The organism is Chryseobacterium sp. HR92 (assembly GCF_045689405.1).
GTDB lineage: Bacteria > Bacteroidota > Bacteroidia > Flavobacteriales > Weeksellaceae > Chryseobacterium > Chryseobacterium viscerum_A.
Window position 1 is genome coordinate 1,062,309 of sequence record NZ_CP139139.1, and the last position, 26,190, is coordinate 1,088,498.

Annotated in this window: 23 protein-coding genes and 1 other RNA gene; 14 read left to right on the forward strand and 10 right to left on the reverse strand. The window is 35.6% G+C overall.

Going from position 1 to position 26,190, the window contains the following annotated elements:
• The first annotated feature begins 442 nt into the window (after positions 1-442).
• Entirely contained in the window at positions 443-1,891 is a 1,449-nt protein-coding gene (asnS, locus tag SFA27_RS04805) for an asparagine--tRNA ligase (RefSeq protein WP_407296715.1), read from the forward strand.
• Between the two features lie 160 nt (positions 1,892-2,051).
• Positions 2,052-3,515: an RNA polymerase factor sigma-54 gene (gene rpoN / locus SFA27_RS04810; protein ID WP_407296718.1), complete on the forward strand. Its 1,464-nt coding sequence runs from the start codon at positions 2,052-2,054 to the stop codon at positions 3,513-3,515.
• A gap of 93 nt (positions 3,516-3,608) precedes the next feature.
• On the opposite strand, the gene SFA27_RS04815 is transcribed toward rpoN, so the two are convergent.
• The 3 genes from SFA27_RS04815 to SFA27_RS04825 are packed head-to-tail and all read right to left on the reverse strand — an operon-like array spanning position 3,609 to position 6,448.
• Complete coding sequence (locus SFA27_RS04815) at positions 3,609-5,231, reverse strand: AMP-binding protein (RefSeq protein ID WP_407296721.1); 1,623 nt, start codon at positions 5,229-5,231, stop codon at positions 3,609-3,611.
• A 58-nt stretch (positions 5,232-5,289) separates the two neighbouring features.
• Positions 5,290-5,964, reverse strand: a complete 675-nt coding sequence (locus SFA27_RS04820; RefSeq protein ID WP_047378821.1) for a hypothetical protein — start codon at positions 5,962-5,964, stop codon at positions 5,290-5,292.
• Positions 5,957-6,448: an RNA polymerase sigma factor gene (locus tag SFA27_RS04825; RefSeq protein WP_047378820.1), complete on the reverse strand. Its 492-nt coding sequence runs from the start codon at positions 6,446-6,448 to the stop codon at positions 5,957-5,959. The genes SFA27_RS04820 and SFA27_RS04825 overlap by 8 nt, the downstream gene beginning before the upstream one ends.
• Positions 6,449-6,614: 166 nt before the next feature.
• On the opposite strand from SFA27_RS04825, the gene rnpB reads away from it, so the two are divergent.
• The 4 genes from rnpB (at position 6,615) to SFA27_RS04845 (ending at position 8,831) form a co-directional block, all read left to right on the forward strand.
• Positions 6,615-6,939, forward strand: an RNA gene (gene rnpB / locus SFA27_RS04830) — RNase P RNA component class A.
• Between the two features lie 174 nt (positions 6,940-7,113).
• Positions 7,114-7,644 (forward strand): hypothetical protein, encoded by a 531-nt coding sequence (locus SFA27_RS04835; protein ID WP_407296725.1) that lies wholly within the window; start codon positions 7,114-7,116, stop codon positions 7,642-7,644.
• A gap of 21 nt (positions 7,645-7,665) precedes the next feature.
• Positions 7,666-8,193 (forward strand): hypothetical protein, encoded by a 528-nt coding sequence (locus tag SFA27_RS04840; protein WP_407296727.1) that lies wholly within the window; start codon positions 7,666-7,668, stop codon positions 8,191-8,193.
• Positions 8,194-8,240: 47 nt separating this feature from the next.
• Positions 8,241-8,831, forward strand: coding sequence for a glycine-rich domain-containing protein (locus tag SFA27_RS04845; protein WP_407296729.1), 591 nt, complete (start codon positions 8,241-8,243; stop codon positions 8,829-8,831).
• 11 nt (positions 8,832-8,842) lie between these two features.
• Here SFA27_RS04845 and SFA27_RS04850 read toward each other — a convergent pair whose 3' ends face one another.
• Together SFA27_RS04850 and SFA27_RS04855 are read right to left on the reverse strand one after the other, a co-directional pair.
• Positions 8,843-9,712 (reverse strand): polyphosphate kinase 2 family protein, encoded by an 870-nt coding sequence (locus tag SFA27_RS04850; RefSeq protein WP_407296731.1) that lies wholly within the window; start codon positions 9,710-9,712, stop codon positions 8,843-8,845.
• A gap of 243 nt (positions 9,713-9,955) precedes the next feature.
• Positions 9,956-10,432 carry a DUF1573 domain-containing protein gene (locus SFA27_RS04855; protein ID WP_149386869.1) on the reverse strand — a complete coding sequence of 159 codons (477 nt, stop codon included), beginning with the start codon at positions 10,430-10,432 and terminating at the stop codon, positions 9,956-9,958.
• Positions 10,433-10,560: 128 nt separating this feature from the next.
• Between SFA27_RS04855 and SFA27_RS04860 the strand changes: the two genes are divergently transcribed.
• From SFA27_RS04860 to SFA27_RS04885, 6 genes are all read left to right on the forward strand, one after another.
• Entirely contained in the window at positions 10,561-13,173 is a 2,613-nt protein-coding gene (locus tag SFA27_RS04860; RefSeq protein ID WP_407296733.1) for a valine--tRNA ligase, read from the forward strand.
• A gap of 24 nt (positions 13,174-13,197) precedes the next feature.
• Positions 13,198-13,809 carry a DUF3239 domain-containing protein gene (locus tag SFA27_RS04865; RefSeq protein ID WP_407296735.1) on the forward strand — a complete coding sequence of 204 codons (612 nt, stop codon included), beginning with the start codon at positions 13,198-13,200 and terminating at the stop codon, positions 13,807-13,809.
• A 133-nt stretch (positions 13,810-13,942) separates the two neighbouring features.
• On the forward strand, positions 13,943-14,578 hold the full coding sequence (locus SFA27_RS04870) for a DUF4241 domain-containing protein (protein ID WP_264517120.1): 636 nt from the start codon (positions 13,943-13,945) through the stop codon (positions 14,576-14,578).
• Between the two features lie 67 nt (positions 14,579-14,645).
• Positions 14,646-15,536: a ribokinase gene (locus tag SFA27_RS04875; protein WP_047378809.1), complete on the forward strand. Its 891-nt coding sequence runs from the start codon at positions 14,646-14,648 to the stop codon at positions 15,534-15,536.
• A 92-nt stretch (positions 15,537-15,628) separates the two neighbouring features.
• Positions 15,629-16,474: an alpha/beta fold hydrolase gene (locus tag SFA27_RS04880; protein ID WP_047378806.1), complete on the forward strand. Its 846-nt coding sequence runs from the start codon at positions 15,629-15,631 to the stop codon at positions 16,472-16,474.
• Positions 16,471-17,115, forward strand: coding sequence for an HD domain-containing protein (locus tag SFA27_RS04885; RefSeq protein WP_047378802.1), 645 nt, complete (start codon positions 16,471-16,473; stop codon positions 17,113-17,115). The genes SFA27_RS04880 and SFA27_RS04885 overlap by 4 nt, the downstream gene beginning before the upstream one ends.
• On the opposite strand, the gene SFA27_RS04890 is transcribed toward SFA27_RS04885, so the two are convergent.
• Positions 17,112-18,347 (reverse strand): PorT family protein, encoded by a 1,236-nt coding sequence (locus SFA27_RS04890; RefSeq protein ID WP_264517122.1) that lies wholly within the window; start codon positions 18,345-18,347, stop codon positions 17,112-17,114. The genes SFA27_RS04885 and SFA27_RS04890 overlap by 4 nt on opposite strands.
• A 69-nt stretch (positions 18,348-18,416) precedes the next feature.
• Between SFA27_RS04890 and SFA27_RS04895 the strand changes: the two genes are divergently transcribed.
• Positions 18,417-19,010, forward strand: coding sequence for a hypothetical protein (locus SFA27_RS04895; protein ID WP_081995537.1), 594 nt, complete (start codon positions 18,417-18,419; stop codon positions 19,008-19,010).
• Positions 19,011-19,064: 54 nt separating this feature from the next.
• Here SFA27_RS04895 and SFA27_RS04900 read toward each other — a convergent pair whose 3' ends face one another.
• Entirely contained in the window at positions 19,065-19,295 is a 231-nt protein-coding gene (locus SFA27_RS04900) for a hypothetical protein (RefSeq protein ID WP_047378800.1), read from the reverse strand.
• 116 nt (positions 19,296-19,411) lie between these two features.
• Entirely contained in the window at positions 19,412-20,302 is an 891-nt protein-coding gene (locus tag SFA27_RS04905; protein WP_407296738.1) for a DUF72 domain-containing protein, read from the reverse strand.
• A 318-nt stretch (positions 20,303-20,620) separates the two neighbouring features.
• Between SFA27_RS04905 and SFA27_RS04910 the strand changes: the two genes are divergently transcribed.
• The gene (locus SFA27_RS04910; protein WP_407296740.1) at positions 20,621-23,806 is read left to right on the forward strand and encodes a TonB-dependent receptor; all 3,186 of its coding nucleotides are present in this window, start codon (positions 20,621-20,623) and stop codon (positions 23,804-23,806) included.
• Positions 23,807-24,157: 351 nt separating this feature from the next.
• Here the strand turns inward: SFA27_RS04910 and SFA27_RS04915 are convergent, their stop codons facing one another.
• Together SFA27_RS04915 and SFA27_RS04920 are read right to left on the reverse strand one after the other, a co-directional pair.
• Entirely contained in the window at positions 24,158-25,816 is a 1,659-nt protein-coding gene (locus SFA27_RS04915; RefSeq protein ID WP_047378798.1) for a ribonucleoside-diphosphate reductase subunit alpha, read from the reverse strand.
• 55 nt (positions 25,817-25,871) lie between these two features.
• Positions 25,872-26,162 carry a hypothetical protein gene (locus tag SFA27_RS04920; RefSeq protein ID WP_047378796.1) on the reverse strand — a complete coding sequence of 97 codons (291 nt, stop codon included), beginning with the start codon at positions 26,160-26,162 and terminating at the stop codon, positions 25,872-25,874.
• Positions 26,163-26,190: the final 28 nt, after the last annotated feature.

Consider the following 26,190-nt stretch of genomic DNA (forward strand, 5'->3'; position numbering starts at 1 on the left):
ATCATTTAAAAAATCATAAAATAAGTAAAATAAATTCGCAGAATCCATCCACAGTGTTTAAAAGTATAGTATAGTTTAATAGATGGATTCATGACCTGTAGTTTACCATGAAATTATTGCCTAAAAACTAATAACCATTTCAATAAATTAAAACTAATTCCATGAAAACTCAGAATAAAGTAAAATTTATTCTTTCTAAAAGGTGATAGTGTAAGGGTATTTACTCCGGGGCAATGCGGATTTTATTGAAGTTCAGGACAATATTGAGTGGAAATGTAACCTGAAAATGAAGAAGAGTGGGAAGAAGAAAAAGGGTAATTTTCCTGAACTGAAAGCTTAAATACTTGTTAAATGATTTTAAGACAGCGCAATCATCAAGTTGCGCTGTTTTTTTGTAACTTTGCAGACATTAATTTTTATATAAAAAATTTATCATCAACAAATGAAAAAGCAAACGATCAAAGAAGTCCTAAAGGATTACAAGAAAGTATTACATCATGACATTACAGTTTACGGATGGGTAAGATCATTCCGTGCTAATCGCTTTATAGCGCTTAATGATGGTTCTACGATTAATAATTTGCAGATAGTTGTTGATTTCGAAAATTTTGATGAAGCTATTATCAAGAATATCAGTACAGCTTCTTCCCTTAAAGTAGTAGGAGAAGTGGTGGAAAGCCAGGGAGCAGGCCAATCTGTGGAAATTATCGCTAAAAAAATTATTGTTTTAGGAGATAACTTTACGGAAGACCTTCAGAGTACGATTCTTCAACCTAAAAAACACAGCCTTGAAAAGCTTCGTGAGCAGGCACACCTAAGATTCAGAACAAACCTTTTTGGAGCGGTGTTCAGAGTGCGCCATGCAGTAAGCTTTGCCGTTCACTCGTTCTTCAACCAGAATCAGTTTTTCTATATCAACACGCCGGTTATTACCGGAGCAGATGCAGAAGGAGCAGGTGAAATGTTTGGAGTAACGAACTTTGACCTGAACAACATGCCGAGAACTGAAGAAGGAGACATTGATTTTGCACAGGATTTCTTCGGTAAAAAAACAAACCTTACCGTTTCAGGACAGCTTGAAGGAGAAACTGCTGCCATGGGATTAGGAAGAATCTATACATTCGGACCTACTTTCCGTGCTGAAAACTCTAACACTACAAGACACCTTGCGGAGTTTTGGATGATTGAGCCGGAAGTTGCTTTCAACAACCTTGAAGACAATATCGACCTTGCGGAAGATTTCTTAAAATATGTAATCCAGTATGTATTGGATAACTGTAAAGATGATCTTGAGTTCTTAGACAACCGTTTTGCAGAAGAACAGAAGACAAAACCGGAAAAAGAAAGAGCAAAAGAAGGTCTTATCGAAAAACTTCAGAATGTTATAGCGAAACGTTTCAAACGTGTAAGCTATACTGAAGCCATCGAAATCCTATTGAACTCAAAAGAAAACAAAAAAGGAAAATTTGCTTACCCGGTTGAAAAATGGGGAACAGACCTTCAGTCTGAGCATGAAAGATATCTTGTAGAAAAACATTTTGAAAGCCCGGTAGTATTATTTGACTATCCGAAAGAAATCAAAGCGTTCTATATGAAACTGAACGATGACAATAAAACTGTTGCTGCTATGGATGTTCTTTTCCCTGGTATCGGTGAGATCATCGGTGGATCTGAAAGAGAAGCAAGATTAGATGTTTTAAAACAGAAAATGGCAGACATGCATGTAGATGAGCATGAGCTTTGGTGGTATCTTGATACCAGAAAATTTGGTTCTGTGCCGCATGCAGGCTTTGGTTTAGGGTTGGAAAGATTAGTTCTTTTTGTAACAGGAATGACGAATATCAGAGACGTAATTCCTTTCCCAAGAACGCCGAAAAGCGCTGAATTCTAGAACAATAAAAAAAAGCCCTAATCACAAGTTAAGGCTTTTTTTATTTTTCAATAGTTTATTAAGATGGGATGTATAATGCAAAAATCATGCTAAATACGTTTTTTATCAAATAAATTTATTAAATTCGTAGAATATGTTATGTTAAAATGCAAATAAGAATATGCTTAAACAACACTTACAACTCAAATTAGGACAAAAGCTGGCCCCTCAGCAAATCCAGTTGATGAAGCTTATTCAACTTCATACTCTTGAATTTGAAGAGGAGTTGGAGAGAGAGTTAGAAGAAAACCCGGCTTTGGAAATTGCGAAAGAAGATTCTAAGGAAGATGAATATTCTTCCCTGGAAGATGCTTATAAGGATGAGGGTACAGAAAGCATTGAAACAGATTTCGACGTCAATGAATATATCTATGACGATGAACCAAGCTATAAAACCGCATCCAGCAACTATTCTCCGGATGATGAAGAATTTGACAACGAAAGCCTTCTCACTGAGGGACAGTCCTTATACGACTATCTTACAGAACAGATTCACCTGGTTAATATCAATGATGAAGATCTTAAGATTGCAGAATACCTTATCGGGAACTTAGATACAGACGGATATCTTAGAAGAGAAATTAAATCTATTGTTGATGATCTTGCTTTCTCACAAGGAATTTATACAACTAAAGAAAAAGTGGAGGATATCCTGGAGAACTATGTTCAGAAACTGGATCCGTCCGGAGTAGGAGCAAGAGGCCTGCAGGAATGTTTATTGCTGCAAATTGAAAAGAAAGTAAGCTCAGATAAAGCAGTTTCTTTAGCTGCCAATATCTTGAGACATCAGTTTGAAGCCTTGACGAATAAGCACTACAATAAGATCATTCAGAAATATGATATTGAGGAAGAAGATCTGAAAGATGCACTGGAAGAAATATCAAAATTATCCCCGAAAGTAGGAGGGAACTTTGATACACAGACCATTACAATTAATCAGGAAATTATTCCGGATTTTGTGATTCAGGTAAAAGACGGATTGGTTATACCTATGCTCAACAGCAAAAATGCACCTACCTTAAGAGTTTCTGAAGAATATAAAGATATTCTTACTACTTATTCCCATGATAAGAATTCATCGGAACATAAACAGGCTGCATTATTTATCAAGCAGAAACTGGATGCTGCAAAATGGTATATTGATGCTATTAATCAGCGTCAGAATACCTTATTACAGACGATTACGGCGATTGTGAAATTCCAGAAGGATTATTTCATTACCGGAGATGAAAAATCTCTGAAACCAATGATCTTAAAGGATGTTGCAGATATTACAGGATTTGATATCTCTACCATTTCAAGAGTGGTAAAAAGTAAATATGCAGATACTCCTAACGGTATTGTATATCTTAAAGATTTGTTTTCAGACAGCTTAACGAATGATGACGGAGAAGAAGTTTCTACCAAAGAAATCAAAACCCACCTTCAAGAAGTAATCAGCAAAGAAAATAAAAGAAAGCCGCTTACAGATGATGCATTAGTGGTAATTCTAAAAGAACAGGGTTATAATATTGCCAGAAGAACGATTGCAAAATATCGTGAACAGCTCAATATTCCTGTAGCAAGATTAAGAAAAGAACTTTAAAAATATAAAAAAAGCATTTCAATTTGAAATGCTTTTTTATTATCAGTTGAGAGAAAAAAACGATCTCTTATTGCTCATCGTTTTTATTTGGAATTAATCTTTAAAACTACCTAATTCAAGTTCTTTCATAGAAATCTCCCGCATTTCTACTTTTCTTATTTTTCCGGAAATAGTCATAGGGAATTCATCTACAAATTTCCAGTATTTCGGTACTTTATAGTGGGCAATTCTTCCTTTGCAGTATTCCTGCAGTTCTTCAGCAGTGATGGTAAAACCTTTTCTCACTTTTACCCAGGCCATCACTTCTTCCCCGAATTTTTCACTCGGAACGCCAATGATCTGAACATCAAGAATGTTGGTGTAAGTATATAAAAAATCTTCAATTTCTTTAGGTGAAATATTTTCTCCACCACGGATGATAAGGTCTTTTATTCTTCCTGAAATGGTAATATATCCGTCTTTATCCATTACTGCCATATCTCCGGTATGCATCCAGCGGGCATTATCCAGTACTTTTTTAGTGTTTTCAGGATCATTCCAGTATTTCAGCATGACAGAATAGCCTCTTGTACAAAGTTCACCATGTTCCCCGCGTTTCAGAGTTCTGCCATTTTCATCAATGATTTTGATCTCAAGATGGTCCTGAACAGTTCCCACAGTACTGACCTGTTTCTCCAGCGGTGTTCCTATTAAAGTCTGGGTAGATACAGGTGAAGTTTCCGTCATTCCGTAGCAGATACTCATTTCTTTAATATTCATCAGGCTCTCTACCTTTTTCATAATCTCCGGAGGACATACCGAGCCTGCCATGACCCCCGTTCTTAAGCTTGAAAAATCATACTTATTAAAATCTTTTACTGCCAGCTCAGCAATAAACATGGTAGGAACACCATACAAAGATGTGCATTTTTCGTCAGAAACGGCTTTTAAAGTAATTTCCGGATCAAAACTGTCGTTGGGAATTACCATGCATGCTCCATGGGCTGTACAGCACATATTGCCGATAACCATACCAAAACAATGATAGAAAGGAACAGGGATACAGACACGGTCATTCTCAGTATATTTTAATCTGATTCCGATAAAATACCCGTTGTTGAGGATATTATGATGAGAAAGTGTAACTCCTTTCGGGAAACCTGTAGTTCCGGAAGTATATTGAATGTTAACAGGATCATCAAACTGTACATGTTCTTCAAAACTGTGGAGAACTTTATCTGAAATATCCTGACCGTTATTGACAAATGCTTCCCAGTTTTCATCAAAGAATATCTCATGTTCAAGGGTAGGACATACTTCTTTGGCATATTCAACCATTTCTTTGTAGTTGCTGCTTTTAAAACTTAAAGAAGAAAAAATAAAACGAACTTCAGACTGATTAAGAACATAGGTGAGTTCATGAGTCCTGTAGGCCGGATTGATATTGACTAAAATAGTTCCTATTCTTGCAGTGGCATACTGTAAGAGGACCCATTCATAACGATTGGAAGACCAGATTCCGATTCTGTCACCTGCTTTTGCTCCCAAAAGCAGTAAAGCTTTTGCAACAGCAGTGGTTTGATTGTAAAATTCCTGGTAAGTAGCTCTGTAATTCTGATGAACACAGACTAATGCTTCCTGATGGGGGTATTTTTCGACAGTACTTTTAAGATTTGCTCCAATGGTCTGTCCTAATAATGGAATCTCAGAAGTTCCACACACATAAGATAAGGGCATAGTTTAAGATTTGGTGGGCTAAAATTAATAATTATATCCCGAAATATGCCTATGTATATTAACTTTCCTGAGAATCTATTTCTTTAAGCTGCTTTAAATTTTTATCAAGCTTTTTAATAATTGTACCATATACCAGTCTGTAATAAAGCCAGATCATGGATATGCCTAATAGAGTACTGACAACAATTCCTACTATGATGATTGTGAGATTCGAGCCGCTAGGCTGTATATTCTGAGAATTTAAAGTGTAAAATATGAACGCAGTCAATACAAACGTGAATATCAATAATAATACAATACTAATCAGAATAAAAGCATTGACTGTTGTTTTGAATTTAATGATTCTGGTGATAAGTCCCTTCAGATTTTCCTCAATCTTGATTCTTCGGTAATTCTGGTAGAATTTCAATACAAAATATGCTGTGATCAATAAACTTAAGACCTTTATCGCTAAATAAGCATGACCGAAGTTGTTTTCTACTTCCGGAGCTTCCTGGGCTCCTAATCTTTCCAGCATTTTACGGAAGCTGTCTGATTCTTCTTCCGGGAAAAGGTAAAACAAGCCCAATACGGAAAAAAACAAAAACTCTACAACGCTGATCCAGAAAATATATTTGATGTAATTACGTGATTTTCTATTCAACATCTGGAGAATCTCGTTGTTGTCATATTTAGGCTGGACAGGTTGTTCCTGCCATGTTTTTTTTAAACTATCTAGATCAAATTCAGGCATATTTTTCCATCTGTTCTTTAAGGGTTTTCTTTAATCTGTTCATTTTAACACGTGCATTGACTTCAGTGATACCGAGGTTTTCTGCAATATCCTTGTAAGGCAGATCGTCAAGATACATCATGACAATGGCTCTTTCTACATTGGGAAGAGTCTTGATTACAGTATACAAAAGTGATACCTGCTGCTGTTTTTCATCATCATCTTCCACAAAATCTTTGTGGTTGACGTCTAGCTCATTCGTAGGAAGACTTTTGCTTTTTTTTCTAAAGAGGGTAATGGCTGTATTGAGCGCTACACGGTACATCCATGTGGAAATCTTTGAATTTCCTTTAAAGGAATCATAGCTTCTCCAGAGCTGTAACACGATTTCCTGGAAAAGATCCTCTTCATCTTCCAGAGAATTGGTATAAAGGCGCGATACTTTGATAATCAGTCCCTGATTATCTTTAATAAGCTGCGCAAATTCTTTTTCTCTGGAATCCATAGATATATAATGGCACGAAGATAATGATAAAGTGGTAAATTAGTAAAGATTATAGTGTAAAATTGTAAAAATGTGAAAAGGGAAAAAAATAAATTAAAAAATTAGATTTCTCGGCCAACTTAGCTTTCTCAGCTTTCTTTGCGAAATTTATGTATCTTTGCATCCGCGAGAAAATCGGCTTGTTGATTTCCCGTTTTACGGGAGGTAGGAAAGTCCGGACACCATAGAGCAGCAAAGCGGATAACATCCGTCACCCGTGAGGGTAGGACAAGTGCAACAGAAAGCAGGTACAGTTCGGCTGTAGTGAAACCAGGTAAACTCTTTGCGGTGCAATGGTAAGTATATCGGTTCTTTTCAGTAATGGAAATAGGGGCGGCTCGTCCTGAAAACCGAGGGGTAATCAGCTCAAGTGTTGCAGCAATGTAACACGTAGATAAATAACAGGCACTTCTTCGGAAGTACAAAATCCGGCTTATAGATTTTCTCGTTTTTTACAATATAATCTTCCTCAAATTTTATTTTTCAATCTAACCTCTTTTCATAGCTTATACTTGAAAGAGTATTGTTTTATATAGGTCTAATATAAGACTTTTGTAAAACTAAATAAGATGAATTAAAGACTTTTATATTGTTCTGTTATCACAAATTTGTATAAACAAATCAAAATGAGAACAGAAATCACATTACATTCAGTTCCTGAAGAAAAACCCGGATATATTCTTATTCTATTTTACCTTGCCTTTATATATGGACTTTTTTGGGTAATAGACGAATGTCTGGTTTATTTTTTCAGTGATATTACCAATGCTGTACTGATAAAGATTCTTAATAAGGTAGTGTGGATCGGGTTGATGTTTTTTAATTATTTGATCGTAAAACATTTCCTTTATCTGATAAAAAAACAAAGAAAACGTCCGGTTATTTATCCTGTTTTAAATATTTCAAAAGAAGGAATAGCCTATTATCCGGAAAATAAAAAAGCCATATGGGTAGATATTTCAGAAATACAGATTATAGATTCTATATTGTCTGTAACCGTAGATTTTGATTCTGGAAAAGATTTTAAACTTAACCTTTTCAATACAGATCTTCAGAAGCAAATGAAGCAGGATGATTTTGAAAAACTATTGGAATATTATTATAAAAAAGAAATTTATATTTACCATACTCCATCATCCTGTGGTTGTGGTTGTTAATTTTAATATAATAACATAAAAATGGAAACAGAAATCACCTTATATAAATCCAGACAAAGAAAACCGGGGTATTCGGGGATTATTTTCTTTATGCTCATATCACTTGCTCTATTGGCTGCTCTTTGTGCAACAATATATCTCTTGCTAATAAGCAGTAATTTCTTTAAGTTTTTAATCTCCGTTATTGTAATTGTATTTATATCAGTCTTCTTATATAGTTCAGTAAAAATCTTAATCAGATGCATTACGGAGCAGAGAGCGCCGGAAGAAGAAGCTGTTGAAATACTGTCCATCACCAAAACAGGAATTTTTAACCATAAGGCAAAACAGCAATTGATCTGGGAAGAAATTTCTGAAATTCAGATTATTGATGCTGTTATTTCGGTGACTGTAGATTTGTATCCTGAAAAAGATTTTCAATTATATTTAGGGGACACGGATGTTTATATGGATATGACCAGAGATGATTTTGCAAAATTACTTGGATGTCATTATAAAAAAGAAATTTATACCTATAATAGTCCTTTATCCTGTGGATGCGGAGGTTAATTGAGTGTATAGTAATAACCAGAATTACCAATTAAAATATTGACATTATGAAACCCGAATTTACTTCCATTTTACTGGATAACATACAGTTAGATTATGACCAGAATCCTTTGTGGAAAAGGATTTCAGAATATCAGATTGATCAGGCTGACGTCATTATTCCATTTTCCAGAAAATTAGCTCAGACTGAAGGTTGGACGAGAAGATTCTGTCTGCTTGCTATTGAAGAATATAAAAAGTTTGTTTATTTATGCTGTATCTCAAAAAACGGAGCCTCACCTTCAATCGTAGTAGATAAAGTATGGCATATGCACTTGCTTTATACCACCGAATACTGGAAAGAATTCTGTCCGAAGATCCTGGAAAGAGAACTACATCATTTCCCAAACGTAGGTGGAATTAATGATTATCATAAGCATCAGGACTGGTATCTGGAAACATTAAAACTTTACATTAATATTTTCAACCAAAATCCACCCGAAGGTTTATGGCGCATTCCCAAAGAAATTATACCATTCCTGCTACCGAAAAATGGGAATAAGATAAAAAGTACCGAACAATTCACCTGGAAAAAAACCTTTGAAAAATTACATTCAAAGGTCTTCAATTATATTCATCACAGATCGGTTTTGAAATAAACAGTGACTGATTATTCTTCCATTAATTGCTTTTTGGCCTGTTGAAGACCTTCCGTGTCTTTATCAGAAAGTGTAGGATATTTAAGATTCATTTTTTCAAGAGTATCAATAATGATCTGGATAGCAGCTATTCTTGTAAACCATTTGCTGTCGGCAGGAAGTACATACCATGGAGCATGATCTTTTGATGTTTCATTGATGGCTGTTTCATAAGCTTCCATATATTGATCAAATAATGCTCTTTCCGGAAGATCCCCTACAGAGAATTTCCAGTTTTTTTCCTGCTCATCAATTCTGTCCAGAAGCCTTTTTTTCTGCTCATCTTTAGAAACATGTAAAAAGATCTTTACAACGGTTGTTCCGTTCTGTGAAAGGTGTTTTTCAAAATTTCTAATACTTTCATATCTGTTTTCCCAGAATTTATTGTCGAAATCTTTTACTGAAGACCACGTTTTTTCACTTAAATTATATTCAGGATGTACTTTGCAGACCAGGACACTTTCATAATGAGACCGGTTGAAAATCCCTATCATCCCTTTCTGTGGTAATGCTAGATAATGTCTCCATAAAAAATCATGGGAATACTCTTTAGAACTTGGAGTTTTAAAGCTGGTCACATTACATCCCTGCGGATTTACCCCTCCGAAAACATGTTCTATCATACTGTCTTTTCCTGCTGCATCCATAGCCTGCAATACAACCAGGAGAGACTGGCTTCCGTCAGCGTATAATTTTTCCTGCAGTTCACGAAGCTTTTCTTTCTCCTGAATCAGCATTTGCTCTCCATCTTCTTTGGTAAGCTTTCCTTTATAAGATGTTGATGTTTTTTTTATTGAAAATTTTCCATTTACCTTAAAGTCATCTGAGAAATTGGTGTCCATATATTTTAAAGATTAAAAGATTAAAAGAGGTTGTTATTAAAATTCAATAGGAGTGGGTTTTAGTCCAGCCATTTTTAAAAAAATAAATTCAAAAGGCTTCGGTCAAAACCTAAATAATATATTTGATAAATATCAATACCATTTCCTATTACCGATTATCTGCTACCTTCCACCTAAACTAACATAAATGTAATAAAAAAACCGCCTCTATAGAGACGGTTTCTTTATTTTTTTGAGTAGAGATTACTTCGCAGCAGCCTTTTTAGCTAGTTTAGCAGCTTTCTTCTCAGCTTTAGCAGCTTCTTTCTGCTCTGCAGGAGTCAATACTTTTGCCTCAGCAACAGGAGCAGGAGCATTAGCGTCTACATTACCTTTAATGTAAATTACACTTCTACTGTTTGCAGGGTCGTTAGAGAAAACCTCAATCATTTTGTTGAAACCTCCAGGAATAGCTGTGTTGTATCCAACTTTGATTTTAGCAGATTTACCAGGCATAATAGGATCTTGACTGAACTCAGGAGTTGTACATCCACAAGAAGGCTTTACGTTTGAAAGAATCAAAGGCTTATCACCTGAATTCGTTACAGTAAAGAATCTAGTACCATCAGCATTAGGCTTAATAGTACCGTAATCGAAAGTTGTTTTATCAAATGTAATCGTTTGTGCAGATGCAATTGCAAATGTTCCGAATAATGCAATTCCTGCAATTAGTTTTTTCATATTCTTGAATGTTAATACGTTTGTTAGATAAATTTTGTGAAACAAAGTTAAAAATTATTTTAATTCATGCTTAAAAATTTTTTTCTTTAGACTATTTTTGCAAATTGCAAGCCAAAGAAATAGAATTTATGCAGATTTCAGAAAAGTACAATCCACAGGAAACAGAACAGAAATGGTACAATTACTGGTTGGAAAATAAATATTTCCACTCAGAACCTAATGATAAACCACCATATACCGTGGTCATTCCTCCGCCAAACGTAACGGGGATATTACACATGGGGCATATGCTGAACAATACCATTCAAGATGTTCTGGTCCGTCGTGCAAGAATGCGCGGGTTTAATGCCTGTTGGATTCCGGGAACAGATCACGCTTCAATTGCTACCGAAGCTAAAGTTGTTGCTAAATTGAAGTCTGAAGGAATCAATAAGTCAGATATTACCCGTGAAGAATTTCTAAAACATGCCTGGGACTGGACTCACAAATATGGAGGTACAATCCTTGAGCAGCTGAAAAAACTGGGATGTTCTTGTGATTGGGACAGAACCCGTTTTACCATGGAAGATAACCTTTCAAAACAGGTTATCATAAGCTTCGTAGATCTTTATAATAAAGGAAAGATTTACAGAGGATACAGAATGGTCAATTGGGATCCTGAAGCAAAGACCAATATTTCTGATGAAGAAGTAATATTCAAAGAGCAGAACGGAAAATTATATTTCCTTAAATATAAAATTGAAGGTTCTGAAGAGTTCCTTTCGGTTGCTACTACACGTCCTGAAACTATTTTCGGGGATACCGCTGTATGTATCAACCCTAATGACGAAAGATATGCCCACTTAAAAGGTAAAAATGTAATTGTACCTATTGTAAACAGAGTAGTTCCAATTATTGAAGACGAATATGTAGATATTGAATTCGGAACTGGTGCCCTGAAAATTACACCGGCACATGACGTGAATGACTACGAAATCGGACAGAAACATCAGCTGAAAATGATTGATGCGCTGGATGATGACGGAAATCTTAATGAACATGGTTTACATTATGCAGGGAAAAACAGATTTGACGTAAGAAAGCAGATTGCTAAAGAACTTGAAGAAAAAGATCTTTTGCTGAAAGCTGAAGACTATGTAAATAAAGTTGGAACTTCCGAGAGAACAGGTGCCGTTATTGAACCTAAAGTTTCAGTACAGTGGTTCCTTAAAATGTCTGAGTTGGCTAAGCCTGCTTTAGATGTGGTAATGGATGATGAAGTGAAATTCTATCCTGAGAAATTTAAAAATACCTACAAACACTGGATGGAAAACATCCGTGACTGGAATATTTCCCGCCAGCTTTGGTGGGGACAGCAGATTCCTGCTTTTTACTATGGAACAGGAGATGATGATTTTGTAGTAGCTGAAGATAAGCATCAAGCTCTTGTAGTATTAGAAGAACAAAAAGGAATTATTGCTAATCTTGAAGATTTAAGACAGGATGATGATACATTAGATACTTGGTTCTCTGCATGGCTATGGCCAATGTCTGTATTTGAAGGGCTTTTAGATCCTGAAAATAAAGATATCAAGTATTATTACCCTACTTCTGATCTGGTAACTGCTCCTGATATTATTTTCTTCTGGGTGGCAAGAATGATCATGTCCGGACTGGAATACAAAAAAGAAGTACCGTTCAAAAATGTTTATTTTACAGGAATTGTAAGAGATAAGCAAAGAAGAAAAATGTCTAAATCTTTAGGGAACTCTCCTGATCCTATTGAATTAATGGAAAAATATGGTGCTGATGGAGTACGTGTAGGAATTCTATTGAGTTCTGCAGCAGGAAATGACCTTCTTTTTGATGAAGATCTGATGCTTCAGGGAAGAAACTTCATGACGAAAATCTGGAGTGCATTCCGTTTGATCAATATGTGGAACCATGAAGATAAACCTGCTGTCGCTACAGATCACCAGGCTATCGAATGGTTTGAGAATAAACTTAACAAAACAATCGTTGAGATTAATGATCAGTTCGAGAAATTCAGAATTTCTGATGCCCTGCATTTGATCTATAAATTAATTTGGGATGATTTTTGTGGTTGGTATCTTGAAGCGATCAAGCCAAACTATGGAGAAGGGATTTCTAAAGAAGTGTATAATAAAACCATCTATTTCTTTGAAGAATTGATGAAGCTGCTTCATCCGTTCATGCCATTTCAGTCTGAAGAAATCTGGCAATTGATTTCGGAAAGAAGTATTGATGAAGCGCTTGTTATTGCTCAGCAGAAGGATGCGGATAGCTTTAATGAAGAAGTCATTAAAAACTTTGAAATTACAGCTGAATTGATTTCAGGAGTTAGAAATTACCGTCAGACAAAAGGAATTTCACCAAGAGAAGCTGCTGAGATATATACCAATGCTTCTGAATTTGCAAATGAAGCCGTAGTAAGAAAATTGGCTAATATTTCTGAGATCCATTTTGGACAGAAAACAGATAAGCCAAGCTTTACTTTCCTGGTAGGAGCAACCGAGGTCTCTATTCCTCTAAGCGAAAACTTAGACTTGGGAGAAGAAAAAGCAAAAACTGAAGAAGAATTGAAATATTTAAAAGGATTCTTAGTTTCAGTAGATAAGAAACTTTCCAATGAAAAGTTTGTTGCTAATGCTAAGCCTGAAGTTGTAGAAGTGGAGCGTAAGAAGCAGAAAGATGCTCAGGATAAAATTGCGATCCTTGAAGAGAAACTGAAAAGTTTGTAAAATATTTTAAATACTCCTTAAAATATGGATGACAATAGGGATATTTTAACATTAGATAGTAGAACGGTTGCTTCAAATCCTGGAAGGGTTAGAGTAATGCCATTTGTATTGATAAAATACATCTATAAACCTATTTATTTGTTAATTGCTTTATTGTTTTCGTTAGCTTTTGCATTGGATGTTTCATGGCTATGGGGAGGATTTGCTTTTATTATTCTTTTACTGGTCAATATTTTTTATTGGAGAAGACAAAAAGAACATTTTAAATATGGAGATTCTAACGGAGCAATAGTCATTTCTGAAAAACCTAAAATGATTGCAGTCACTACCAATCTCTCCAAAGGTTTTGGAGGTAAGTTTCCTGTCATAAAGATTTTGCCTTATAAAGGAAAAGGAAAACTCAATGATAGGATAGGAACAGTTGCTCTTTATGAAAATTCTGAAGAAAAGCCCCACTGGAATGACTTTTTTCCAGTTCCTGTAGACTATGTTAATAATAATAAAGAGGAATTGAATACTGTTTTGGAATCATATTCAGAAGAAAGCTGGGATGTTTTGGAAAGCAGAATAAAGCAGCTAAAGCAACCATATAGAGAAGGATTATTTAAAATATTTGATGAAACAAGCAGTTGGTAAAAAGTATAGATATTTTTATCCTTGAAGAGAAACTGAAAAGTTTGTAAAATATAGACAGTAAAGTTTGTCAGAATCTCAGGCTGGATACAGATGGAAAATTGTATCCAGCCTGATGGTTTAAAGAATACATAAAATGACACATATAGAAAACATAAAAAAACTATTCTCGAAGGATTTTGTAGAAAATCCATTGTTAGAAAGTTTTGAAGCAGGAAAGATCTATCTTTCCAGTGGAAAGCTGGTTGCCTGCGATCCATTAATCACCAATGATATGCTTCCTTTCACCACAGAATTTCCGAAGGGAGATTTTTCTGTGATGGTACACAAAGAAAGAAACAGTAACTGTGTGGCTTATGCCGAAATCATATTCAATAATTCTGAAATTAAAGAATGGAAACTGGCCACCACAGCCGGGCAGAATATAAAAGATCTGGCAAAAGAAGAAATTTTTGGTTATCCTGTAGAAAGCGGGATGGGATGCTTTATGGATGTTGATACTCAAAACAGTCTCAATGAGCTTGAACAAAGGTTATTCCAGAATAAAGGCGGAGATTTTATGGGAATCTACGAAGAGTTTTTCCATGAGTATTTCTTTGATGAAAACGGAGCTATTGATCAATATGCTTTCCTAAAACCTGCAAAGGAACATCCTGGAACTATATTTGCTTTTGAAACCGGATATGGTGAAGGATTTTATGCCAGTTATATAGCGTATGATCAGGATCAAGTGCCTGTGAAAATAATTACTGAATTTATAGAAATAAGTTAATTTAAAATTAGCTATTTTTGGAACACGATTTTGTCAGTTATAAATTTTAAAGCTAATACAAAACACAATGAATTTCTCATCAGAACAACCCCGAATTATTGTTGTGGGCAGCTCATCCATAGATTTGGTTCTTGAAACCGAAAAACTTCCTTCACCCAACGAAACGGTTTTAGCCGTTAAGTCAGATAGTTATTTTGGGGGTAAAGGAGCCAATCAGTCGGTAGGTACTGCCAGGCTGGGTGCAAGTGTGTACTTTATAGGATGTGTGGGAATGGATCCCCTTGGGCAGCAGATTATGAGAAATCTGGTAAGTGAAAATGTGAATGTAGGGTTTGTACATGAAACAGATAAAGATGCTACAGGAACAGCCTACGTAACGACTTCTCACGGTAATGCGGCTATTGTTGTAGTGCCGGCAGCCAATAAACATCTTAGCAAATCACATATAGACGAAGCCGACAAGTATTTTAATACTGCAGATCTTGTGCTGGTACAACTTGAGGTTTCTATGGAGGTGGTGGAGCATACCGTTAAAAAAGCCAAGAAATATGGAAAAAAAGTAGGTTTGTATGCTTCTCCTGCAATGAGAGTCAGTGAAGAAATTTTAGAAAAGGTTGATTTTATTGTAGCGAAGAGTAACGAATTATACACCATTTTCGGAGAAGAAAAAAGGGAAGAGGTCCTTAAGAAATATTTCAATAAAGTTTTTGTAAGAGATGATACCAACTCAACCATTTATTTTGATGGTACTGAGATGAAATATTACAGAAACGACAAAGATGAGAAAGTTTATAAAATGGGAATGGGTGATGCATTTACTTCAGGATTTGCTATCGCTCTTTGTCATGGAAACTCTATCGAAGAATGTGTGAAATTTGGAAATGAAGTTTCATCAAGAGTTTCCGGAGGTAAGGGTTCTCAGACAGGCCTGCCAAGAATGTCAGATTTCTTTTCTTAAAACTATTTACGACATATTAAAAGTCTAAAACTTAACATAAAAGTATAAGTAAAAATGTCCACTTTTATAGTGGATTTTTTTCTTTTTATACTATGGAAAAACTAATACTTACCACGGAAGATCATATTTCTTTGGCTGTCCATCTCTTTAAACCGGAAAAAAGTAATGGGAAACTATTGCTGATCAATTCGGCAACAGGAGTAAAACAGCAGGTGTACTTTTCTTTTGCCAGTTATTTTTCTGAACAGGGATTTACCGTGATCACTTATGATTACAGAGGAATAGGACTTTCCAAGCCGAAAGATATGAGAGGATTTCATGGTTCGATGAGATTGTGGGGCTCAAAAGATTATAAAGCTTTAACTGGATACATCAAAGTACACTTTAAAGACCACAAAAAGTATTGCTTAGGCCATTCTGTAGGCGCATTGATTCTGGGAATGAATGAAGATTCGGAAATATTTGAAGAATTTGTTTTTGTAGGAACACAAAATGCTTTTGTTGGCAACCTTAAAGGAGTTACAAAAATTGAAGCCTATCTGGGGTTTGGAATTGCCCAGCCATTAACCACTTCATTATTAGGATATTTTCCGGCACATTGGTTTGGACTGGGAGAAAGTCTTCCAAAAAATTGCGCATATGACTGGAGAACCTTAATTTTAAACAAGAAATCAACCAACAGGCTGTTGGAGAAAATTGATAACTTTTCTAAAAATTTGACACAGAAAGTATTTGTAATCCGCGCAGAAGATGATATCTGGCTGACAGAAAGAGGGGTGTTAAGCTTATTGAACAATACTTACCCTAATCTTAAACCAACTTACAGACTGATCGCTGTTTCAGAATCTGATAAAAAGGAAATCGGACATGTCAATTTTTTTAGAAGCTACAACAGCAAACTCTGGGATATTATTTTAAATGAACTGATAGATAAATGAAAAGTACGATTGATAACACGGTAGCATTTGTAAAAGAAAAATTAGAAGGAGCAGAAGCAGGACATGACTGGTTCCATATTGAAAGAGTATGGAAACTGGCAGCTCAGATAGCAGAAACAGAAAATTGTAATAAAGAGGTGGTAGAATTATCTGCCCTTCTCCATGATATTGCAGATCCTAAATTTCATAACGGCGACGAAACCATTGCTCCCAAAATATCCAGAGCATTTCTTGAAGAACAGAACGTTCCTGAAGAAACGATCCAGCAGGTTTTATTTGTAATTGAAAATATTTCGTTCAAAAACAGAGATCAGGCTCCGGTAAATCCATCTATTGAACTGCAAATTGTGCAGGATGCAGACCGTATTGATGCAATAGGAGCTATTGGAATTGCCAGAACATTCAATTTTGGAGGTTTTAAGAATAACCTGATGTATCACCCGGATATGAAACCTAAACTGGGAATGTCAAAAGAAGAATATAAAAAGTCTGATGGAACAACCATCAATCATTTCTACGAAAAACTATTGCTTTTGAAAGATATGATGAATACCCAAAAAGGAAAAGAAATGGCCGAAGAAAGACACAATTATATGCTGAATTTCCTCGACCAGTTTTATAAAGAATGGAATGTAGATTAGAAAATATTATATCCCAGAATTATGGAAGCATACTTTAGGTTTGCTTCAGCCCCTTTTTCTTCAAATAGATTCATGCCTGTATTATATCTTGCCTCTAATATGTATTTGTTATTATAGTTATATCCTATTCCAAATACAGCACTTTTGAAAGCCTGGGATGAAGATAGCTTTAATCTATCAAATACATATCCGTCATAATCTACAGAGAAATCCTTAGCTGAACTGGTTTTAAGCGTCAGGAGATTAATTCCGGCATTAATAAAAATCTTTGATTTATCATTGATGAACATGTAATGTCTTACACTTAGAGGAATACTGATAAATGAATAATTTTCTACATTGATGTTATACAAATTACCATTAGTTGTTCTTATAGCCGTCTTATTATTGTAAAGAGAGAATGTAGGTTCAGCTACAACTGACCATTTGCCTCTATTGAAGGGTAATACAATTTCTGCCTCAACTCCTATTCTAAATCCGGTTTTTGAAGGAGCTCCTTCATTACTAAGGGTTTTTGTTATTTCCAATGGTGAATAAAAATTGAGACCGGGTCTAACCGCTAAGTTCAACTTTGAATTTCTTTTAGTTTCAGAAACATTTTCCTCGTTAGTAGTTCCGGAAAATTTGCTGTTATAGGTTGAGAAAATTTTCTTCAGGTCATTACTGGTATATTTTGTTTTTGGAGCGATTGCTTGGGCTACATTGTCATTTGAGAATATGGTCTTCAATTGATCAATATATTCTTCGTTAGTTGCAACCTGCAGATTATTTCCATTGAAAAAGTATTTTTTATAAATCAATGGCTTGATAGAAGAATCAGAATCAGAATAAAAATATCTTATTACATTGCGCCCTTGGTAAGAATACAGATTTTTATTACCTGTTGCTATTTCTTTAAGGAATACGGAAGCCTTTTTAAATTCAGGTTCCTTGATGGAAGAAAGATCTCCTGTATTATCAGAAGAGTAATCAATATCACCATTGTAAGTAACATATTTTACATCATTATAGATACCAAATTCTTTAATTGTAGAGGGATTTCCTGTACTTTCTCCTGATGCTTCATCCATTTTATAAGTGAAACTGTCAGGATTGTTGGCCCATCCCTGATTTTTGATGAGTATTTCTTTTCTTACATCATTGCTACTGATGATATAGCCTTTTTCGAATTTTATTTGTGCGGAAATGAGCACGATACAGAAGGAAAGCAGCACCGAGAATGTTTTTTTCATGGTTAGTTAGGATTAAAAACTTGGGCGCAAATATAGATAAAATAGAGATAAGAAGTATCTTTGTAAGATATGACACTCATTATTTTTATAATATTCCTGGCTTCTGTTCTTTCTCTGGTCCTGTTTAAGGTAAAATCAGGAAGTATGGCAAAGTGGGCGAAGCTGTTTCGTATTGTAACAGTAGTTTTTTCAATCTCTGTTTTTACATATTGGTTTATCAAGAAAAGTGCTGTAGCATTTGTGGATAATTCTGTGGGGCTGCAGGTCGTCAATAAGCTTCCTCAGGCATTGGATTTTTACCTGATCAATGTAAATAAAAACGATAAGAATGTAACCCTTGAGCCCAAGCATATTGGTAAAATACGACCGGAATACTACAGGATAGAATACCTGAAAATGGATAAGTCTGATGAATACTGGATTGTGGGCTATCTCGGAAAGAAAAACCTGGTGTACTTTTCCCAGCATTCCGTACCGAATAAAAATATTGATCAGATTGTAGAAGTTCAGAATTACATCAACCAAAGTATGAAACTTTCTGAATCGGCAAAAAAGCAGGTAGATGCCTATAATTATGAGAACACAAAACTTGGGATCTGGATTGCATTGGATTTCCTGCTTCTGTTTCTCAATCTGGTATTGCTTCTGAAGAAAAATAAATAAGAATAGAATGGGTAATGAGTCTTTTTATAGTACCCATTACCCATTATTATTTTGCTAAGGATAATCCAGGATCTGCATAATTTGCTCCTTGAATTCCTCAGGACAGGACCTGATAAGTTTGTCTTTACTCTGTTTACTGATTTCTTTTGGGGTAACCCATTCCGTTTTATTGGAATTAAGACTGTGATAATCAAATACTCTTTTTATGGTATTGTTTTCATAAAAAGTATATTCATCACCAAGCCAGTTATTGGCAATACTGATTTTGCAAATTTCCTTTTCCATGATTTATGTTTTAAAGTATAATGTATTGTGAAATACGCTATACTCTAATTTATGAAATTTTTCATTATGAAAAAGGGTGTTGCGTCAATCTTTATCTTGTACCCGCTTTATACTATCTAAAATAATGTACCTGTACTTTCCGTTGCCATTTGTGGAACATGAATATCAGTTTTCCATTCTTCATTCAGTTTCTTGATGAAATATGCGGATAATAGAGGAGATGCTTTTTCAATATTCTGGTGTACGAAAAAGTAGAGATTCTGAAGGCCTTCTTTTTTCCATTTTGTGAGATGTTTCAACCAGTCATCCAATCTTTCATAGTCACTTTCAGCATTGGCTCCTACATAACGGATAAATGCATTAGGTGTAGTAAGACGCATGTGAAGCATATCTCTTCTTCCGGCAGTGTCTACGATGATATTGGTGATGTTGTGAGCTTCAAAGAGATCACAGGTTGTATTAAGGATCTCTTCATCGGTAAACCATTCCGTATTTCTGAGTTCTATAGCTAATGGAACTTCTTTAGGCCATTCTTTTACAAATTTTTCCAGTCTGTCATAATCCTTGGGTTTAAAATTATCATGAAGCTGAAGAAAAGCCATTCCCAGTTTTTCATCAAAATTGATTACCGCTGAGGCAAAATGTGTTACCGGATCAGTCACATCAATCAGTCTTCTGAAATGGGAAACGGTGTTAGTAATCTTGGGGAAGAATTTAAAATTATCAGGGGTTTTTTCTTTCCATGTTTTTACCTGGTCCGGAGTGGGCATTCCGTAGAAAGTTGCATTCAGCTCAATAGAATTAAACTGAGTGGCATAATAGGTCAGTTCATCTTTAGTTCCTTTAGGATAGAATCCTTTAAGATCTGTTTTATTCCATTTTGCACATCCGATAGAAATATTTTTCAGTCCTTTTTTATTAAGAGCCAGTATATCTTTGGTTTTAGGATGATCTTTTGGTAATGTGAAATCTATTTTTGATGGGTCCTCTACTTGTCCGAATTTCATATCTGTAGTTTTGGTATTAAACAATAAACACAAATATAAACCAAAAATATCAGAGCTTCTATGATTTTCATGGAAAGTAATTCAACAGGAAATGATTGTTGATAGTGAAATTTTAAGAAATTAAAACCTTTTGAAATGCTCGGTAAATAGGACGATTTTTATGTTTTTCTTTAGAATTTTTTTTAAGATTTTCACGATGTTCCTATTAAGTTTTTTTTAAGGAAATGTTAAACATTCTGTTACGTAATGTTAATTCTATGTTACCATACTTCACTTTTACTAGGTCTAATTTTACACCAAGTTTATAGCGAATAAAATATGAAGAAAAAAATCATCTGTGCTTTTGCTCTGTTATCGTTTGGGTTTGCATTTTCACAGGAAACCAGTTCTAAAATTTTTGGAAGATTAAAGGGAATTTCTTCCGAAGTTACAGTAAAGGTAATACATATACCTACCAATAGTACCTTTGAAACGAAAAGTAACAGCAAAGGGCAGTTCAGTTTGGATAATCTTCAGCCGGGAGGACCTTATAAAATTGAAATTTCTGACGGATCACAGGTTATCTATGAAAACCCGAATCTGCAGCTTTCTTTGGGAAATAACGACTTACCTGTAGTAGAAGTAGGAAGTAAAGAAAAGACAATTGATGAGGTGAAAATTACTTCTAAAAAGACCACTGCAAAATATGGAGTGGGGATCAGCCAGGCTCAGATTTCCGGACTTCCTAACATCAATCGCGGAATTCAGGATGTTACCAAACTGATTCCCCAGAGTGCTAACAACTCTTTCAACGGAACTAATTTCCGTTATAATAACGTGACGATTGATGGGTCTATCAATAACGACGCTATTGGTTTCAGCCCTTCACTGGGAGGGCAGACCGGTACTTCAGGAATGCCGGGAAGCAGTACGCGTTCCAATTCTATAAGTTTGGATGCCATTCAGGATGTGCAGGTTTACATTGCTCCTTATGATGTGAAGCTCGGAAATTTCCTTGGAGGAAGTATTAATGCCGTAACCCGAAGCGGAAGCAATGATGTTACAGGTTCAATCTATGCATACGGTAGAAATGCATCCATTACCGGTAGAAACAGAGTAGGGGATAATTCTAAAATGCCGAGTGATTTTGAAGACTTTATCTATGGTGGAAGAGTAGGATTGCCGGTTGTAAGAGATAAAGTGTTCTTATTTACCAACCTGGAGTACACCAAAAGAACAGATCCTGTTTTCTATAATGCCAACGATCCGGGGGCATTGGTGAATGAGCAGGTAGCGCAGCAGATTTCAGATTTTGTACGAAATAAATATGGATTCAACGCAGGAAGTTTCAATCAGTACAATAACTTCTCTGAAAGTTCTAAACTTTTCAATAAGTTAGACTGGAAGATTAATGATAAACATACTTTATCCATTAAAAACAATACGGTATTTTCACAGGCATCCAATCTGGAAAGAGACGGAGCCAACTTCAGATTCTCCAGCATGGATTTCGTTCAGAAAAATACAGCGTCTACCACTACACTTGAACTGAAAAGCCGTTTTAATGATAAATGGAGCAACAATTTAGTGGTGGGATATTCTTCCATTCATGATTACAGAGATCCTACTTCTGGAAACGCGATGTTCCCACAGGTGGAAATTGCTTACAACGGAGGAACTATTCTTCTTGGAAATGACAGAGAAGCTACCGTTTTCAATATGAAGCAAAAGACTTTCGAAATTACGGATAACCTTACCTACAAAACAGGAAATCATACCTTCTTATTGGGAACTCACAATGAATTGTATAATATCAACTATGGTTTTGTGAATGCTTTGAACGGAAGAATTTCCTATAAAAACCTGACTGATTTTTATAATGGAACACCTGCAAGAATAAGAGGTACTTATCCTTTCAACGGAGACAGCAGAGAAAACCTTTTTGATAATCCGTATGCTCAGTATAAAGTAAACTTGCTTTCCATGTATCTTCAGGATGAAATCAATTGGGGAAGAGTGAGACTTTCACCGGGAGTAAGAGTAGATTATACAGACTTACCGAATAAACCGCAGCTGAGCCCATTGGTAACCAATTCGCCTCAGGATCCAAATGCTGGAAATACTTACAATTATACCCCACTAAGTCAGCTTACCAACAATTATCTGAATAAACCGACATTCTCTCCAAGACTTGGATTTACGATTGATCTTACAGAGAACAGATCTATGGTACTAAGAGGAGGGTCAGGTATTTTTGTGGGAAGAATTCCTTTTGCATGGCTGGGATACGCTTATTATAATGATGGAGTAGGTTTTGGAAGCTATGATTATAATGGACCAACGGCGGCACAACTTGCTGCCAATGGAGACCCATTGAATAGTGCCAATTTCCCGAAATGGCAGAATTCTTCAAAAGTACAGGTTGATCTTATTGATAATAATTTTAAAATGCCAAGAGTATGGAGAAGTTCATTAGCTTTCGATTATACGCTTGCAGGGTATAAACTGACTTTGGAGGGTATTTATACAAAAGTGCTTTATGATCTGAAATTCCAGCAGGTGAACAAGACAGACAACGTGACGTATTACAGCTATGATACGAATCATGAAATGCCAATCTATACCACAAATATCAACAGCAACTTCTCTAATGCCTATCTTTTATCCAATACTAAAGAGGGATACCGTTATAACCTGACGGCACAGCTTTCAAAATCCTATGATTTCGGATTTAATTTCTTCGTGGCATATACTTACGGAGATGCTAAAGATATTACCAACGGGATCAGAAACTCTATGGAAAGTAACTGGCAGATGAATCAGTCTCTTACTCCTAACGATCCGAAACTGACAACCTCTAATTTTGCAATCAAAAACAGAGTAGTAGCCAATCTGGGGTATGCCTTTAATATTTCCGATATGAACAGATTATATACCAATGTATATTTCAATGCACAGTCCGGAAATCCTTTTTCATGGGGATTTGTAAACAGTACAATTGCCAATACGGGACAGGCTGCAGGACTTTCATATATCTTTAAAGATGCTGCAGAAGCTTCCAAATATATTGTTCCTATAAAAGATGCTGCAGGGAATATAGTCGTAACTGCCCAGCAGCAGATTGCAGATTATGAAAACTTTGTCAACAGTAATGATTATCTGAAATCCAGACGAGGGAAGTTCACGGAAAGAAACGGTGATGTCACTCCATGGAATATTCAGGCAGATATCAGAATCATGGATGAGATTAAGCTGAGTAAGAAATCTAAGAATAATATTCAAATTTCATTGAGTATCATCAATTTTACCAATCTGTTAAACAAAGATTGGGGTAAAGTCTATTTTGTGCCTAATACTTTCAACTCTACAGCAAGTGTAGGACTGACAAAGGTTGGAAATATAGCTACAGGACAACCTTCTGCGGGAGATCCTACATACAATTTCAAAACTCCGGGATTGCCGTATACTATTGATCAGTTTGCATCAAGATTCCAGGCTCAGCTGGGAGTACGATACAATTTTTAATGACGCTTTTACATTTTACTTCATATAATTCTTTTTCAAAGGTTCGGATTTTCTTTCCGGACCTTTTTCATGAATTATAAACTATAAATTATTATTGATAAATGATGCCAACATAATATTCTTACTAAATCATTTTAAATACACACAATCATCTGTGAAAATCTGCGCAATCTGCGGGAAATGCTCAAAATAATTATATACAAGCTGTAATTATTCAATAGGAATGGGCTGAAGCCCGTTTTCATAAAACAAACCCTCCACTGGCTTTAGCCAAAACTTATTAACATTGAAAACGACAAAAGCACACCTTTCGGTATGCTTTTGTAAATATAGTGTGTTTATTACTTGATCTTATGCCTCACAGCTTGAACATGATACAAAGTTGACCATCATTTCTTTTGAAACAGAAGAACTTCTTTGGTAGTAAAGTGTTTTTACTCCTTTTTTCCAAGCTTCAATATAAAGATAGTTAACATCTTTTACAGGCATTGTAGAAGGAATCTGAAGATTCAGTGACTGTGCCTGGTCAATGTATTGCTGTCTCTGTGCTGCCTGAGAGATAATCTCCATTGGAGAAATTTCTTTGAATGTTTTGAATACTGCCTTTTCTTCAGGGGTAAGCTCATTCAGATGCTGTACAGATCCGTGGTTCAACATGATTGTTCTCCATGTTTCTTCGTTATCCAATCCTTTTTCTTTCAATAGTTTTGCAAGGTATTTGTTTTTACGCATAAAGTTTCCTTTAGCAAGACCTGCTTTATAATAGTTAGAAGAGAAAGGCTCGATTCCAGGAGAAGTCTGTCCTAAGATTGCTGAACTTGAAGTAGTAGGAGCGATAGCCATTGTAGTGGTATTTCTTAACCCGTATCCTTTCAATACTTCCGGTTCTCCATAGATGTTGGCAAGCTCTCTTGAAGCCTGCTCAGCCTGCTCTTTAATATGTCTGAATGCTCTTGCGTTGAACTGGGTTGCTTCAAAGCTTTCAAACGGAATCATATTTTTCTGTAAATAAGAGTGGTATCCTAAAACTCCTAATCCAAGAGCTCTGTGACGCATTGCAAAGTTTCTTGCTCCCTGCAGATAGTAGTTACCTTCAGTTTTGTCAATAAACTCTGATAATACAGCATCAAGGAAGTATACTGCTAATTTTACAGCATCTGTATCTTTCCACTCATCATATAGTTCAAGGTTCATAGAAGACAGACAGCAGATGAAAGATTCTTCCATTGTTGATGGAAGCATAATTTCAGAACAAAGGTTACTTGCATTTACCGTCATTCCTAAATCTTTATACACCTGAGGTTTATTTCTGTTTACGTTGTCTGTGAAGAAAATATACGGAAGACCTTTTTGCTGGCGGCTTTCCAATACTCTTGCCCAAACTTTACGTTTTTCCATATCACCGTCTATCATATCCTGCATCCAGTAATCTGGTACACATACTCCGGTAAACAGGTTTTGAATCGGGCTACCGATATCTTTAATGGATAAAAATTCTTCAATATCTCCGTGGTCAATATCTAGGTAAGCAGCAAAAGCTCCTCTTCTTACGCCTCCTTGTGAAACAACGTCCATAGCCGTATCAAAAAGCTTCATGAATGAAACTGCTCCTGAAGATTTTCCGTTATCAGTTACAGCGGTTCCTCTATTTCTCAATTCCCCGAAATATCCTGAAGTACCACCTCCGATTTTAGTCTGCATGATTACTTCACCCATTTTGTGAGTAATCCCTTCGATGCTGTCCGGAATGTGAGCATTGAAACATGAGATAGGAAGTCCCCTTTCTGTTCCCATATTTGCCCATACAGGAGAAGAAAAACTGATCCATCCTTTCGTGATCATTTCTTTGAATGCCGGTTGAAGTTCGGGTTTGTATAACCTTTTTGCAGCGGCAGTGGTAATTCTGTCGATAGCTCCGTCTACCGTTTCACCTTTCAACAGATATCCTCTGTTCAGCATCTGCTCAGACTCTTCATTGAGCCACCATATATTTGAATTTTGCTCTTCCATAGATGTTATATTTTCGAATTCCGGAATGAGAGAATCACTCCGGAATTTTGTTTTTTTATATTATTGATTGTAAAATTTCTACTTTGTGGGAACCGTTCAGCCCGCTTTCATCTCTTAATCTCTGAAATTCTTTAAAAGACGGAACATTCAAAACTTCATGCTGAACTTCTTCGTTGATGTAGTTTGAATAATGTACAAAAGTAACACCATCTTCCTTTACAAAAACTTTGTATTCAAAAGTGGAAGGATCTAAATTTTTGAAATCTTCCAGAAACTTTTGGATATTGGTTTTATTGTTTGGAACAAATTCCGGTTTTACCGTATAGCTTACTATTACATTGATCATTTCTTCTGTATTTGTGCTTTATTAATGA